The organism is Oceanicola sp. 22II-s10i (genome assembly GCF_002210105.1).
Classification (GTDB): Bacteria; Pseudomonadota; Alphaproteobacteria; order Rhodobacterales; family Rhodobacteraceae; genus Pseudooceanicola.
This window is the reverse complement of sequence record NZ_AQQU01000019.1, coordinates 1-15593: the sequence shown is the minus strand read 5'-3', so window position 1 is coordinate 15593 and position 15593 is coordinate 1. Positions and strand designations below refer to the sequence as shown.

The 15593-nt window shown below is 61.1% G+C and carries 13 protein-coding genes; 10 read left to right on the top strand and 3 right to left on the bottom strand.

From position 1 onward, the window contains the following. Positions 1-44: 44 nt before the first annotated feature. Entirely contained in the window at positions 45-473 is a 429-nt protein-coding gene (locus tag ATO6_RS23220) for a MarR family winged helix-turn-helix transcriptional regulator (protein WP_043753647.1), read from the bottom strand. 98 nt (positions 474-571) lie between these two features. Between ATO6_RS23220 and ATO6_RS23215 the strand changes: the two genes are divergently transcribed. Both ATO6_RS23215 and ATO6_RS23210 read left to right on the top strand, forming a co-directional pair. Next, a complete protein-coding gene (locus ATO6_RS23215) occupies positions 572-1006 on the top strand; it encodes a DoxX family protein (RefSeq protein WP_028288569.1) in 435 nt (144 codons plus the stop codon). Beyond that, positions 1003-1707, top strand: coding sequence for a glutathione S-transferase family protein (locus tag ATO6_RS23210; RefSeq protein WP_028288570.1), 705 nt, complete (start codon positions 1003-1005; stop codon positions 1705-1707). Before ATO6_RS23215 ends, ATO6_RS23210 begins: the two co-directional genes overlap by 4 nt. 461 nt (positions 1708-2168) lie before the next feature. On the opposite strand, the gene ATO6_RS23205 is transcribed toward ATO6_RS23210, so the two are convergent. Beyond that, positions 2169-3689 (bottom strand): class I adenylate-forming enzyme family protein, encoded by a 1521-nt coding sequence (locus tag ATO6_RS23205; RefSeq protein WP_028288571.1) that lies wholly within the window; start codon positions 3687-3689, stop codon positions 2169-2171. A 26-nt stretch (positions 3690-3715) separates the two neighbouring features. Next, entirely contained in the window at positions 3716-5716 is a 2001-nt protein-coding gene (locus ATO6_RS23200) for an NADPH-dependent 2,4-dienoyl-CoA reductase (protein WP_036540255.1), read from the bottom strand. A gap of 126 nt (positions 5717-5842) precedes the next feature. Here ATO6_RS23200 and ATO6_RS23195 point away from each other — a divergent pair, with 126 nt between their 5' ends. From ATO6_RS23195 to ATO6_RS23160, 8 genes are all read left to right on the top strand, one after another. Beyond that, positions 5843-7024 carry an acyl-CoA dehydrogenase family protein gene (locus tag ATO6_RS23195; protein ID WP_028288573.1) on the top strand — a complete coding sequence of 394 codons (1182 nt, stop codon included), beginning with the start codon at positions 5843-5845 and terminating at the stop codon, positions 7022-7024. Then, the gene (locus ATO6_RS23190) at positions 7021-7800 is read left to right on the top strand and encodes an enoyl-CoA hydratase/isomerase family protein (RefSeq protein WP_028288574.1); all 780 of its coding nucleotides are present in this window, start codon (positions 7021-7023) and stop codon (positions 7798-7800) included. The genes ATO6_RS23195 and ATO6_RS23190 overlap by 4 nt, the downstream gene beginning before the upstream one ends. Positions 7801-7809: 9 nt before the next feature. Then, positions 7810-8970 (top strand): acyl-CoA dehydrogenase family protein, encoded by a 1161-nt coding sequence (locus ATO6_RS23185; protein WP_028288575.1) that lies wholly within the window; start codon positions 7810-7812, stop codon positions 8968-8970. 27 nt (positions 8971-8997) lie between these two features. Continuing rightward, a complete protein-coding gene (locus ATO6_RS23180; protein ID WP_028288576.1) occupies positions 8998-10389 on the top strand; it encodes a phenylacetate--CoA ligase family protein in 1392 nt (463 codons plus the stop codon). Continuing rightward, positions 10386-11993, top strand: coding sequence for an acyl-CoA carboxylase subunit beta (locus ATO6_RS23175; RefSeq protein ID WP_028288577.1), 1608 nt, complete (start codon positions 10386-10388; stop codon positions 11991-11993). The genes ATO6_RS23180 and ATO6_RS23175 overlap by 4 nt, the downstream gene beginning before the upstream one ends. Before the next feature lie 10 nt (positions 11994-12003). Next, complete coding sequence (locus ATO6_RS23170; protein ID WP_088626351.1) at positions 12004-14010, top strand: biotin carboxylase N-terminal domain-containing protein; 2007 nt, start codon at positions 12004-12006, stop codon at positions 14008-14010. 4 nt (positions 14011-14014) lie between these two features. Further along, entirely contained in the window at positions 14015-14974 is a 960-nt protein-coding gene (locus ATO6_RS23165) for a hydroxymethylglutaryl-CoA lyase (RefSeq protein WP_028288579.1), read from the top strand. 12 nt (positions 14975-14986) lie between these two features. After that, the coding region (locus tag ATO6_RS23160) for an SDR family NAD(P)-dependent oxidoreductase (protein WP_088626350.1) at positions 14987-15593 on the top strand (607 nt) is incomplete at its 3' end.

The following is a 15593-nucleotide window of genomic DNA, read 5'->3' as shown; positions in this document are numbered from 1 at the left end:
GCGTGGAAAGTCACAGACAGGTTTCGCGTCAGTCGACCGAGACTTCAGAGCCTTGAGAGTAGCGTGGCCAATTGAGCGGCGTCTTTGGGTTTCAGCTTTGCGCCGATCCTTTCCGACAGAACCCGTTCATAGATCGGCCACATCGCCCTCCTGACAGATTTACCCTTTTCAGAGATAGAAATGTTTTGACCTCGCCCATCTTCCGAGCAGTCCCGTCGGTCCACCAGCCCTGCTTTCACCATGCGGTCCAGCAACCGCGACGTACCGTATTGGGGTAACAATATCCGGTCTTTGAGTTCGAATGGACGGAGTCCGTCCGGGCCTGCCTTCTCGAGTTCGAGAAGCGCGTCATACCATGCAAGTGGCGGGTATCCTGCCGATTTCAGAGACGATTCGACAGCCTCAAGCAAAACGCGGCTTTTAGTCATGAGGGCTGTCCAGGCGGCCTCAGTAGCATGGTCAATCTCGTTCATATCCAGCACCTATCATGTGCATGCAAGTGCATCAACCTTGACGTCGCATGTAACGCGCTATATATAGATGCAAGTGCATCGACATATAGGATCATATCATGTCAAAATCGCACCTCACAGAATTTGGGATATTCCTGCTCCGTATAGCACTCGGTATCATGTTCCTGGCGCACAGCCTGTTTCTCAAGCTCTTCATTTTCACACTTCCCGGAACGGCGCAGTTCTTCATTTCGATCGGGCTGCCCGGCTGGTTTGCTTATATGGTCTTTGCAGTCGAGGCGATTGCCGGTGCCTTTTTGGTCCTCGGCATACAGGCGCGGTGGGTCGCGTCGGCGACCGTGCCCATCCTGGCCGGAGCGACCTGGGCTCACTCCGGAAACGGCTGGATGTTCGGATACGAGAACGGCGGGTGGGAATACCCGGCCTATCTGACGCTGCTTGCCATCGTGCAAGGGCTTCTGGGCGACGGCCGTTTCGCCCTCAGCCCTTCCTTCGCGCCCGGTAACGTGCAGATGGAGGGAGAGACAACATGAGCCTCCACCTCATTAGCCATGCGCTCTGCCCATATGTGCAGCGCGCGGCGATCTCGCTCACTGAGAAAGGTGTCACGTTCGAGAGAACTGACATCGATCTTTCGAACAAGCCCGACTGGTTTCTTGCCATATCTCCGCTGGGCAAGACGCCTGTCCTGGTTGTGGACGGGACGCCGATTTTCGAATCTGCGGTTATCCTCGAATATCTTGAGGATACACAACCCCACGCGCTTCATCCGCACGACGCTCTCGATCGCGCCCGCCACCGTGCCTGGATTGAATTTGGATCTGCTGTCTTGAACGACATTGCGGGGTTCTACTCGGCGCCGAACGAGAAAGCGTTGGAAGAAAAAGTGGCGGCGCTCCGCGCAAAGTTCCTTCGGCTGGACGCGGAGCTTGGGGAGGGACCATGGTTCGATGGCCACCGGTTCAGCCTCGTCGATATCGTATTCGGCCCGGTCTTCCGCTATTTCGACGTTTTTGACACCATCGGAGAGTTTGGCGTCTTCACAGGGCTTGCCCGTGTAAGGGCCTGGCGACATGAACTGGAGCGTCGGGTTTCTGTGAAGAATGCCGTCAGTGAAGATTACCCGACCCTTCTGCGTGACTTCATCAGACGGCGCAATTCTTACCTGTCCCAGATCATGCAGACAGGAGGGCCGAAGAAGACAGTTACACAGGTGCGATCGGCTGACCGCTGATCACTTGATATCGTTTTGTCGGGCCGCAGTACAGAACCGGACGTTTGAGGTCGCTTGGCGAATGTCCGCTTTGTCCCGCACATCGGATAGTCGCCGACTTTCCCTTGAAGGCCCGCAGCAGCCCCAACCGGCAATTGCCGGCAGTCCATGCCCGTCCGTGCGATGCGCAGGGTTACTGCTGCCCCCACAGCGAAACCGGGAACAAACCACCGATCGCATTGATGAATGGCTCAGGGATCTACGAATCCTCCTGAGCTCAAACACCCGGAAAACCCTAGCCGTGTAGTCCGACAGAGGGCTGCGCTTCAATCGCGGGTCAATCTATCCCAGATGGTGGATCACTTTCAGGGGGTTACTCCAAAGGGCGGGGATAAGAAACTCGTGGCAACGAGGATAAGAACGCTTTTATCGCTATTGGGGCGAACTGGCGTGGCTGGCTGACGATCGGGTCAGAGCGAAAATTAATCTGCGAGCCGGGCTTCGAGGATATGCCGCTGGATCTTGCCGCTGGTCGATCTGGGAAAATCCTCGAACGCGATGAAGCGAATTTCGCGTGGTCGCTTATAGCCAGCGAGGCTTTCGCGGCACAAGTTCAGCAGCGCCTCGGCATCCGGCCCGTCATCGTCACAGGCGACAAAGGCCACCGGGCTTTCCCCCCATTTCGCGTCGAAGGCCCTTACCACGGCGGCATCGATCACATCGGGATGAGAAAGAAGCACACGTTCGATTTCCGCCGGATAGACGTTTTCACCTCCGGTCTTGATCAGGTATTTCGCCCGATCCACAAAGTCGACGGTGCCGTCCGCATTGCGCCGGAACAGATCGCCCATGTGGAAAAAGCCGTTGCGAAAGTCACGGGCATTGGTGTCGTCGGCGTTCCAGTACCCGGAAAACAGCGTCGGACCCCGAAGCGCCATTTCGCCCGGCGTTCCATCGGGGACTTCGCGGTCGTCGGGATCGACCAGCCGCACCTCGCAAAAGGCGCTGATGCGCTTGGACAGCCGGTCCGGGGTCACACCCGGCGCGATCAGATCGGCGGTTCCCGGCGGCAGGCCGGTTTCGGTCGCCCCGAAGGAATTCAGATAGGGCGTGTCCAGAAGACCGGTCAGTTCCGCGATCTGATGCGGCGGCACCAGATCAGCCATTGCGCCGCAAACCTTGATCCCCTTCAGCGGCAAAGGGTTGGCGTGCCGTTCGTTAATAAAAGCCTCCAGTGCCCCGGGCATCATCACGAACCAGCCGATCCTGTGGCGTGACAGCGCCTCGTTGATGACGGCGGGCTGCAGCCCGTCCACCATCACCACGGTCCCACCCCGCAGGATCGTTGCCAGCGCATGATCGGTGGAGGCCATGTGGAACATCGGCGCCCAGGCGATGAACCCGTCGCCGGGATCCAGCGCCAGCTGGGCCGCAAAAACCATGGATCGGGCGATATGCGCGCGGTGGCTGATATGCGCCCCCTTGGGCAGGCCCGTGGTCCCCGAGGTATAGAGGATCGTCAGACCGGCCTCGGGGTCGTCAACCATGGTTCCGGTGCGCGGGTCCGGCTCGACCCCGGCAATGGCCGTTTCCAGGTCTGGCCCGACGGTTAGACAGGGTGTCGACGCGACGGCGCGGTAAGCTTCTGAAAGTTCCGGTTCGACAACCGCGAGAACCGGCTCGACCAGATCGATGCAGTGCCGCAGTTCATCGGGGGCAAGCCGCCAGTTCAGACAGGCGACGATCGCGCCGATTCCCGCTGCTGCAAGTTCGACCTCCAGATATTCTGAGCGGTTATGCGACAGGATCGCGATCCTGTCTCCGGGCGCCACGCCTCGTGCCAGAAAGACAGCCGCCAGACGATCGACCCGCTCCAGCAGTTCTGCATAGGTCAGTTTCCTGCTGCCGTCCTCGATGGCGAGGGCGCGGGCGCAGTCATGTGCGCGGGTTCGAAAGATCGAATACAGATCAGCGCGCCCCGCGCGGATGACGCCGGTCAGCATAGTTTCCCCCTTGCCCGAGCCTCGGTTCAGAGATCCTGCGCCAGGCGCACGCCCTCATCAATGGCGCGCAGCGCATCCAGTTCGGCGGCCTCCTTTGCCCCGCCGATCATCGTAACCAGGACGCCGCGCGCTACAACCTCTTTGGCCAGGGCCCGTTCCGGTTCCTGACCGGTGCACAGCACAATTGTATCGGCTGCGATGACCGTCGGGTTTCCGTCCGCGACGATGTGCAGCCCCGCATCGTCGATATGTTCATAGGTCACCCCGCCCATTGCCTCGACCCCATGTTTGCGCAGCGCGTTGCGCAGGATCCACCCTGTCGAAACACCAAGCCCCGCGCCCGGTTTAGCGGTCTTGCGCTGCAGCATGACGACCTTGCGGCGCGACGGCTTCGGTGCCAGAGGGTCGCCCGCCAGGGCACCCGAGGAGACAAATTCGGGGTCCACTCCCCAGGTTTCGCAAAAGACGTCGGAATTCGCGGTCTCGGCGGGTTTGGTCACTAGGAACTCGGCCACATCATGACCGATGCCCCCCGCCCCCATCACCACGACACGGTCGCCCGCCTCGCGGTCACCGGACAGAATTTCGGCGTAGGTCGCGACGCTGGGATGGTCGATACCCGGCAGGTCGGGAATGCGCGGCGTGACCCCGGTGGCGATGACCACATGGTCAAATCCCTCAAGATCGCTCGCCTCTGCCCGCTGTCCCAGACGCTGCGTGACCCCGTGTTTCTGCATCTGACCGGCATAATACCGCAGGGTTTCGTCGAATTCGTCCTTGCCTGGTGCGGCGCGGGCCAGATTCAGCTGACCGCCCAATTTGTCCTGCGCTTCGAACAGGGTGACATCGTGGCCCAGCCGTGCCGCCTCGGCGGCTGTGGCCATGCCCGCGGCACCACCGCCAACGACGGCCACTTTCTTTGGCGTGTCGGTTGGCGTATCCCGGAATTCCGTTTCACGCCCGGCCCTTGGATTGACCAGACATCCGACCGGCCGGTCCGAAAAAATGAAATCCAGGCAGGCCTGGTTGCAGGCAATGCAGGTGTTGATCTCGTCTGCGCGGCCCTCGCGCGTCTTTTTCACGAAATGCGGATCGGCCAGAAACGGGCGCGCCATCGAGATCATGTCCGCATCGCCAGAGGCAAGTATGTCTTCTGCAAGCTGGGGTGTGTTGATCCGGTTCGAGGCGACTACCGGGATCGACACCGCCGCTTTGACGTTGGCTGCCGCCTTGCGCCAGGCACCGCGCGGCACCGGGTAGGCGATCGTCGGCACGCGGGCCTCATGCCAGCCGATGCCGGTGTTCAGGATATCCGCACCCGCAGCCTCGATCTTGCGGGCCAGTGCGGCAATTTCATCGGCGGGCGCGCCGCCCTCGACCAGATCGGCCGCCGAAATCCGGTAGATGACCAGAAAGTCGGGGCCGCAACGTTCGCGCACCGCGCGCACGATATCGACCGGGAATCGGTGGCGGTTCGCGGCGCTGCCGCCCCAGTCGTCTTGGCGCTTGTTGGTGTGGGTGACGGTGAATTCGTTGATCAGGTATCCCTCGGACCCCATGATCTCGACGCCATCAAAGCCTGCGGCCAGCGCATTGGCGGCCGCCACGGCAAAATCCTCGATGGTACGGAGAATGTCGGCTTCGGTCATTTCACGCGGGATGAAACGGTTGATCGGGGCGCGGATCGGCGACGGGGCCACACACCCTTCGATCTTGGCATAGCGCCCGGCGTGGAGGAGTTGCGCGCAGATCAGGCTGCCTTCGGCCTGCACCGCCTCGCAGATCGGGCGCAGGTCAAGCGCTTCTTCCGGGTCATCGATTCTCGGACCTTCTGGATCGAATATGCCCTCGGCATTGGGCGAAAACCCGCCGGTGACCAGAATCGCCGCCTCCCCCCGCGCCCGCTCAGAGTAAAAAGCGACCTGTTTGGCTATGCCGTCAGGCTCGGTTTCCAACCGCGTGTGCATCGACCCCATGATGACACGATTTCGCAATGTATGCTGGCCTGCGCGGATGGGCGAGAGCATGGTTTCAAAGCTTCCATCTGGTCTATTTTTCACTTTGGTTCTCCTCCTCAAAACTGCACTTGATATACATTCTAACATTTGTTAGATTTTTGGAAAGAAGATTTTCGCTCACGAGGAGGAGCACCGATGCAATTCCAGCCTACAGACGATCAGAAGGCGTTTCGCGAGACCGCAAAGCGCTTCGCAACTGAAAGGCTTTCGCCCACATATCAAGAACGCGCCAGCGGCCATACATTCGACCGTGCGCTGATCAAGGAGATGGGCGCACTGGGGCTGATCGGGGCCGATCTGCCCGAGGAATTCGGGGGTCTCGGCGAAAGCTCTGTCACGTCAGGGCTGATCGTCGAAGAGATCGCCTATGCCGATTTCAACGCAAGTTACGTGCAGCTTCTGGGCTCTCTCATGGGCGGAATGGTTGCCAAACATGCCTCCAAGGACATCGCGTCGGAATGGGTGCCCAAGGTTGTTTCGGGTGATGCGGTCATTGGCCTGGGCCTGACAGAGCCGCGCGGCGGTTCGGATGCGGCGAACCTGATTCTGAGGGCCGAGAAATCCGGCAACGGCTGGCGGCTGAACGGTGAAAAGACATCCATGAGTTTTGCCAGTCAGGCGGATGCGGCGGTCGTCTTTGCCCGTACCGGCGATCCTGACGGCGGCTCACGCGGGGTCAGCGCCTTTTTCGTCGATCTGAACCAGGAAGGCATCAAGCGCACCCATTTTGACGACATCGGCACCAAGCCTGTCGGGCGCGGCTCGGTTTTCTTTGACGATGTTTTCGTGCCGGCTGAAAACATGATGGCGGAACAGGACCGTGCCTTTGGCACGATCATGGCGGGCTTCGACTATTCCCGCGCACTGATCGGGCTGGAGTGCCTGGGGGCCGCGCAAGCGTCGGTGGATGAAACCTGGGCCTACGTTCAGGAGCGCGAGGCATTCGGAGCCCCGATCGTGCAGTATCAGGGTGTCAGCTTTCCCTTGGCCGAGGCCGAGACCCAACTGACCATGATGCGCCAGCTTTGCTATTACACGCTGGACCTGCGCGACCGTGGCCTGCCCCACACCTCTCAGGCCGCCATGTGCAAATGGTACCTGCCCAAAACCGCCTGCGAGATCCTGCACCAGTGCCTGATCCTGCACGGACATTACGGCTACACCACCGACCTGCCCCACCACCAGCGCTACAACGATGTGCTCGGCTTGCAGATCGGTGACGGCACCGCGCAGATCCAGAAGCTGGTGATCGCCCGCGAGAAGGTCGGTCGCATGGCGCTGCAGTATGACAAGAAGGCGAAGGGAGCCTCGAAATGAGCGACCCCATCCTCGTCACTTCCGAGGGCAACACCGGCATCATCGAACTGGCCCGCCCCGAGAAATTCAATTGCCTGTCACTTGAGGTGCATGAGCGTATTTCTGTCGCGCGTGCGGAATTCGAGGCGAACCCCGCTATTCGGGCGATCCTCATCCGGGCGCAGGGCAAGCACTTTTGCACCGGTGCCGATCTGGTGGAAGTGAAAGGTAAATTGAACGATCCCGCCGCACTGGACCATTTCATCGCCTTTGGCATGAAAAACCTGCGTGCGCTCGAAACCTCCTCCCTCCCTGTCGTAGTCGCAGTGCAGGGGTTGTGTCTGGCCGGCGGGATCGAACTGATGCTGGCCTGCGACGTGTGCTTTGCGGCCGAAAGCGCCCAGTTTGGCGATCAGCATGCGCAATTCGGGCTGATTCCCGGTTGGGGTGGCTCGCAGCGGCTGACGCGGTTGATGGGGCAGCGCCGGGCGCTCGACCTGATGTTCTCGGCCCGCTGGCTCAAGTCGGACGAGGCCAAAGAGGCCGGCCTGGTCAACTACATCGTGCCGGATGCGGACCTGCACAAGATCTCGCTGGAATACTGCCAGAAGATCGCCACCCGCTCGCGTCCCGGCATCGCCGAGATGAAGCGGTTGGCGCGCGAAGGTGCGGACCTTGGTATCGACCAGCAGATGCGGCTTGAGCGCGATGCCGCGGTGCGTGCACTGCCCAGCGATGACGTGGCCGAGGGCCTCGACGCATTCGAGAACCGGCGCGCCCCCGAATTCAAGGCCTGAGGACGAAACATGGATTTCATTTTGAACGACGAACAACGCCAGATTTACGAGTATGGCGGCCAGCTGGCGCAGAAATACGACAATGCGTATTGGCTGGACCACGCGCGCAGGCATGAGTTCCCGCACGAGATGTTCAAGCAGATTGCCGATGACGGTTTCCTGGGCATCATGGTGCCCGAGGAATTCGGCGGCGCGGGCCTTGGTATGACTGAAATGGCCCTGTTCATGGAGGGCACCGCCAATCACGGCATTCCGCTTTTGATGATGGTGGTCGGGCCGACCATGTCGCTGGCCCATATCGCCAGCCACGGGAGCGAGTTCCACAAGAAAGAACTGCTGCCGGCCGCCTGCCGCGGTGATATCCAGTTCTGTTTCGCGATCACCGAACCGGGGGCCGGGTCGAACACGATGAAGGCCACTACGCTGGCCAAGCGTCGAGGCAACCGGTTCAGCCTGTCGGGCGAAAAGACCTTCATCACCGGGGCCGAAGTGGCCGACTACTGCCTCGTGGTGGCGCGGACCAAACCGCATACCGAGGTCAGCCGCAAGACCGACGGCTTTACCCTGTTCGCCGTGGATCTGAAGAAAAAAGGCGTCCACAAGCAGCGGGTGAAGATCTCGATCCCCCTGCCCGAGGAGCAGTGGACACTGTTCTTCGACGATGTGGATCTCGGCCCCGAGGATGTGGTCGGCGAGGTGGACGAAGGGTTCTCGATCCTGTTCGACAGCCTCAACCCCGAGCGTATTATCCTGGCCGCCTTGTGCTGCGGCATCGGCCGGTTCGCCCTGAACAAGGGCGTGGCCTATGCCTCCGAGCGCAATGTGTTCGGCCAACCCATCGGTGCGCACCAGGGCGTGCAGCATCCGATGGCCAAGGCGCATACGGCAGTCGAAATGGCCAGTCTGATGACCCGGCGCGCGGCATGGGAGTTCGACAACAAGCTGCCTGCCGGTGCGTCGTCGAACATGGCGAAATATGCCGCCGCCGAAGCCGGGATCGAAGCGGTCGACGCGGCGCTTCAGGCGCATGGTGGATCGGGCTTTACCGAAGATACGGGACTTTACGAAATGTACCCGCTGGTCCGCCTGCTGCGCACAGCGCCGGTGAACCGCGAACTGTGCCTGAGCTTTATCGGCGAAAAGGTCATGGGCCTGCCACGATCCTATTGATCGCCACGGCTAGGAACGGAGAACGACATGCAATTTGGAATGCGCTTCCGGCGGGAAGATGCCGCCGACAAGGTAAATGATCGCTTCTGGCACGCGATCGAGGGCACGCCGCTCGACGAGGTGCGCCGTATTCAGGAAGAGCGACTGCGCGATCAGATGGCCTATCTCAAGGCAAACTCGACTTTCTATCAGGAGAAGTTCGCGAAAGCCGGTGTGGAATTCGACGATATCCGCACCATCGAAGACCTGCAGAAACTGCCCTATACCTACAAGACCGAGATCCGCGAAAGCCTGGCCGCCGATCCGCCGTTCGGCAAACACCGCGCCGCGCCCATGTACGAGATCATCCAAATGCAGGCATCGTCGGGCACGACCGGCAGCCCCTCATATGTGGCCCTGACCGAATCCGACGCCGAAATGTGGCACGAGATGACGGCACGCTGTTTCTTTGCCAATGGCGTGCGGCCGGGCGACATGGTGCTGCACGCGTTTTCGCTCGCCAAGGGCTTTGTCGGCGGCATCCCCGTGATGCAGGGATTGCAGTACATGGGCACGATCGATGTCCCGGTGGGCGCCGATGGCGGTGCGGAACGGCTGCTGCGCGCCTGCGCCGACACCCGCACGCGTTGCGTGGTCGGCGCCCCGAACTTTGTGCTGCACCTGGCCGAAAAGGCTCCCGAGGTACTTGGCTGCAAGGCCAGCGAACTGGGTATCGAGCGCGTGATCGTCGGCGGCGAACCCGGCGGCGGCATTCCCGCAATTCGGGCAAAGATCGAAAAGGCCTGGGGTGCGAAATGCACCGAGATGCTGGGCGGCACCGATCTGGGCGTGACATACTGGGCCGAGTGCGACGCCCAGTCGGGTATGCACATGGTCAACATGGATTATGTCCTGACCGAGCTGCTCGACCCGGAGAGCGGCAGGATCATTCCCTGGAAAAAAGGCGCAGAAGGCGAGATGGTCTATACCGCGCTCGGCCGCCAGGCGAGCCCGCTCGTGCGGTTCCGGTCAGGCGATTATATCGAAGTGATCGATACCGAATGCTCCTGCGGCCGCACCGGACCGAAGATCCGCTGCACCGGCCGCACCGACGACATGCTGATCGTGCGCGGGGCCAATGTCTTCCCGTCGGCGATCAACAGCATCGTTACCGAAATGGTGCCGGACACCAACGGCGTCATGCGCATCGTGGCCGATTTCGAGGGCCATACCACGCAGGGCGCGCTGACGGTGATTGTCGAACGGGGCCCCGATCGCGATCCGGCCGATGACGTCACCCTCAAAAAGAAAATTGAGCAGCGGCTTCGCGACTCCTTGGTCTTCAAGGCCGACGTTCACCTGGTTGCGGCCGACACTTTCGAAAAACCTGGCGCCGCTAAGGTCGCCTTCGTTCTCAGGAAATATCCAGACCTGCCATGACTAGAATGAAATCCCTTCTCGACAGCGGGTCGGACGACTTCCGCGCCAACGACGTGTCTTACCGCGAAAAGGTCGATGAACTACATGCCCTCCGGCTCTTACAGCGCGTCGGCGGCCCCGAAATGGCGCGCAAACGTCATGTGGACAAAGGCAAAATCCTGCCGCGCGAACGGATCGAACGGCTGATCGACCCGGGCACACCATTTCTGGAACTCGGCGAGTTGGCCGGACTGAATATGCACAAGGGAGTTCCACCCGGCGCCGGCATCATTACCGGTATTGGCGTGATCGAAGGCCGTCAGTGCATGATCATCGCCAATGATGCCACCGTAAAGGGCGGCACCTATTTCGGGATCACCTGCCGCAAACACGTCCGGGCACAGAAAATTGCCTGGAAAAACCGCCTGCCCGTCATCACCCTCGTGGACTCCGGCGGTGCCTTCCTGCCCGACCAGGCCAACCTTTTCCCCGACGAAGGCCAGTTCGGCTCCATCTTTCACCAACAGATCGGCATGTCTGGCGATGGTGTGCCGCAAATCGCCGTGGTCATGGGGCCCTGCACCGCGGGTGGTGCCTATATCCCCGCGCTCTGTGACGAAGTGGTGATCGTGCGCGGTCAGGGCTTTATGTATCTGGGCGGACCGGAATTGACCTTTGCCGCAACCGGCGAAAAGGTCGAAGCCGAAGAACTGGGTGGCGGCAAGATGCATTCGTCCGTTTCCGGTGTGACCGACCATTTGGCCGAAGATGACGCCCACGCTCTGGCCATCACGCGCGAAATTGTCAGCCATCTTGGCGAAAAACCCCAACCCCGCAAGACGCCCGAAACGCCCCGTGCGCCCGCCTACCCGGTCGAAGAGATTTATGGGCTCATCAGCCGCGACCCCAAGGTGCCGACCGACAACCGCGAAATCGTGGCTCGGTTGGTCGATGAGAGCGATTTTCACGAATTCAAGCCGCTTTATGGCGACACGATCATGACCGGCTGGGGGCGCATCCACGGCCACGAGGTCGGGATCATCGCCAATACAGGCGTGCTTTTCGTCGAAGCCGCGCTGAAGGCGACGCATTTCATCAATCTCTGCGTCCAGCGTGATATTCCGCTGCTGTTCCTGGCCGATGTGAACGGCTTCATGGTGGGCCGCGAGGTCGAGCAGATGGGCATTGCCAAGGCTGGCGCCAAGATGATCACGGCCATGTCTTCGGCCCGGGTGCCGAAATTCACAATCATCACCGGTGGCTCTTACGGGGCCGGATACCTGGCGATGCTGGGCCGCCCGTTCCAGCCGGACGCAATGTTCGCCTGGCCGACGGGACGGTCGGCAATCATGGGGCCGGAACAGGCCGCCAGCGTGCTGGCTCAGGTCCGCGCGCAGATCAACGAACGCGAAGGCAAAAGCTGGACCCCCGAGGAGGAGGAAGCCTTCAAGGCACCGATCCGCAAGGAATACGAAGATTTTCAGGGAGCCTATAATTTTGCTTCCAACCTTTGGATCGACAGCGTGATCGAGCCCTGTGAGACCCGTGACGTCATGGCGCTGATGCTGGATGTGACATCGCGCAGACCCAAGGTCGATACCAACTTCGGCGTGTTCAGGATGTGAGGAGCGAACCGTGAAAATCAAAACGCTTCTGATCGCCAACCGCGGCGAAATTGCCTGCCGGATCGCGCGCACCGCGCGGGCCAGCGGTATCACCCCTGTCGGCGTGCATTCGCAGGCCGATGCCAATGCCCTGCATGTCCGCGAGATCGGCAAATCTGTCTGTATCGGTGCCGGGCCTGCATCCGAGAGCTATCTGAAAATCGACGCGGTGATTGCCGCTGCGCAATCAGTGGGCGCGGATGCGATCCATCCCGGTTATGGCTTTCTGGCCGAAAACCCGGATTTTGCTCGTTCGGTCGAAGCCGCCGGCATGATCTTCATGGGGCCGACGCCGGAAACGCTTGAACGTTTCGGCGACAAGGCCAGCGCCAAAGAGGCCGCCGTGGCGGCCAGCGTCCCGGTGATTTCGGGCGCCGAAGGTGCGCGGTCCGATCCCGAGCAGATTGCCGAGGAGGTGCGCCAAATGGGCCTGCCGGTGCTGCTCAAGGCGGTCGGCGGCGGTGGTGGGCGCGGACAACGGCTCGTCACTGACGAGACCACGCTGGTCGAGGACATCGAAGGCGCGCTGCGCGAAGCAAAATCCACCTTCGGCTCCGAAGGGCTGCTGTTGGAGCGTTTCCTGCCCGAGGCGCGCCATGTTGAAGTGCAGATCGCAGGTGACGGCAAGGGCCATGTGGTGCATCTGTTCGAACGCGATTGCACGCTTCAGCGCCGCCACCAGAAGGTCATCGAGGAAGCCCCGGCCTGGGGTCTGCCCCGAACGCTTCTGGACGACATCGCACGCGACGCGGTGCGCTTGGGCGAAACGCTGGACTATCGCGGGCTGGGCACGGTCGAATTTCTGGTCGCGGGTGGCGAGTATTTCTTCCTTGAGGTGAACCCGCGCATTCAGGTGGAACATCCCGTCACCGAAGCGATCACCGGGCTGGACCTTGTCGCGCTTCACCTGCGGATTGCCGAAGGCGCGGGCCTTGGACTGGTGCAGGACGATCTGACGATCAACGGCCACGCGGTCGAGGCGCGGCTTTACGCCGAAGATCCGGCGATGCAATTCGCCCCGTCGACGGGCACGCTCTCCACGCTCAGCCTGCCATCGGGCCTGCGCGTCGACAGCGGCGTCGAAGAAGGCGATGCCGTCACGCCCTACTACGACCCGATGATCGCCAAGCTGATCGTGCACGCGCCCGACCGGGAAACCGCATTGGCACGTCTGGCCACGGCGCTTGATCATGTCGCGGTCGAAGGTGTCGAGACCAATCGCGCCTTTCTAACGGCGCTGGCGCGAAACCATGAATTCGAACGGATGCAGGTGCATACCCGCTGGATCGACGGCAGGCTGGATGAGCTGACACAGGCACCCGGCCTGACCCGCCCAGATCTGTGGAAGGCGACCGCTGCCATTCTCTTCGTGACCCAGTCGCGCAGCGACACAGACGCCAATCCCTGGACCAACCGTGATGCCTTTACCGGCTGGCGGCTTGGACTGGGCGGCGATGCGATTGAAGCGGGGCAGCGCGTGACGCTTACCGATTCTGACGAGGTATCCGAAGAACTGCGCGTCAGTCCAGTCAAACCGGGTGCCAAGTACACCATCCATTCGGAGAAAGGCGAGGCGCTGATACTGTCGGCACGTGAACTGACCCCGGGCCGTTGGCGTGTCGGCGAAGGCGACACCGTCCATCTGATCGACGCGCGCCTGCACGCGGGCGTGATCGAACTGGATACGCCCGAAGGCCGCCTGGTCTTTCGGCCCGCCGCGCCCCTTGCCTTTGCCGGCGGCGATGCCGCGGCGGATCGCGCCGTGACCTCTCCGCTGACCGGCATGATTGTCGAAATCAAGGTCTCCGATGGTCAGAGCGTGGCCGAAGGCGACGTGGTCGCGGTCATGGAATCCATGAAACTCGAAATCTCGATCCGGGCGGCCGCGGCCGGGATCGCCAGCAATATATCCGTCTCGAATGGGGACATGGTCGATCGCGGCCAGGTCATCGCCGAGATCCTGCCATCCGAGGAGTGATGAAATGAGCGACTTTCCCAAATTCGTAGAATTTCGTGAAGAAGGCCCGCGTGAGGGTTTTCAGATCGAAAAGAAGATTTACCCGATCGAAGAGCGGATCGAACTGATCGACATGCTCAGCGAAACCGGCTTGAAACGCATTCAGGTCGGCAGCTTTGTCAGCCCGAAATACGTTCCTCAGATGGCGGACACCGGCGAGTTGTTCCAGCGTATCAAGCGCAAACCGGGCGTGAACTACACATCGCTGTGGCTGAACGACAAAGGGTTTCGCAAGGCCCTGACCGCGCATGAGGTCGATATCGACCCGCGTCTGCTGTTCTATCCTTCCGAAGCATTCGCCCAATCGAACAACAATTGTTCCTCGGCCGAGATGCGGGAAAAACAACGTGACTGGGTCCGTCTTTACAAGGAAGAGGGATATACCGTCGACGCGGCCTATGTGATGACCGCTTTCGGCTGCAACCTCGAGGGCCCCATCCCCCAAGAACGCATCTTGGACGATTTCCGCTTTATCCTTCAGCTATGCGAAGAAGAGAACATCCCCGTGCCGATCCTCGTGGTCGCCGACACCATGGGTTGGGGAAACCCCGAGGCGGTCAAACGGATGATCGGCGCCCTGCGCGAATTGGCGCCCGAGGCGCGCATCGGTATGCACATCCATGACACACGTGGGCTGGGGATCGCCAACGTTTATGCGGCCCTGTCGATGGGCGTGGACATGTTCGAAAGCTCCGTCGCCGGTCTTGGCGGCTGTCCTTTCGCGGGCCACGGCCACGCGCGCGCCGCAGGAAATGTCTGCACCGAGGATGCAGTGTTCCTGTGTCACGAGCTCGGCATCGAAACCGGCATTGATCTGGACAAGCTGATCGCAGCGGCGGTCAAAGCAGAAGAGATCATCGGTGTGCCGCTCATGGGCCGGGTCATGCACACCGGCGGGTTGGACAAATACCGCAAGTCACTCTGAGGGAGCAAGAAGATGACAAAAGCACTTGACGGAAAGGTCGTTCTGGTCACCGGGGCCGGCGGTGGGATCGGGCGTGATATCGCCTTGAGGGCAGCTACCGAAGGCGCCGCCGTGGTGGTCAATGATCTGGGCGCATCCGTGAAAGGCACCGCTCAGACAGAAACTGCGGCTCATAAAGTCGTCGAAGAGATCAGGGCCGCTGGGGGCGATGCCATTGCCGATGGCGGCTCTGTCACCGATCCCGATGCCGCGCGCGCGATGATCGAAGCCGGGGTCAAGGAATTCGGTCTCATCGACGCGGTGGTAAACAACGCCGGCATTCTGCGCGACGGTTACTTCCACAAGATGACCTATGAGGATTTCGACGCGGTGGTGAAGGTCCATCTTTATGGTGCCTTCAATACCAGCCGCGCGGCCGCCGACTATTTCCGCGAACAGGAAAGCGGCGCGCTCGTGCACATGACCTCGACCTCGGGGCTGATCGGCAATTTTGCCCAGGCGAACTACTCTGCCGCGAAGCTGGGCATCGCGGCCTTCTCAAAATCTGTTGCGCTTGATCTCAAGCGCTGGAACGTGCGGTCAAACTGCATCGCGCCCTTCGCCTGGAGCCGGATGATCT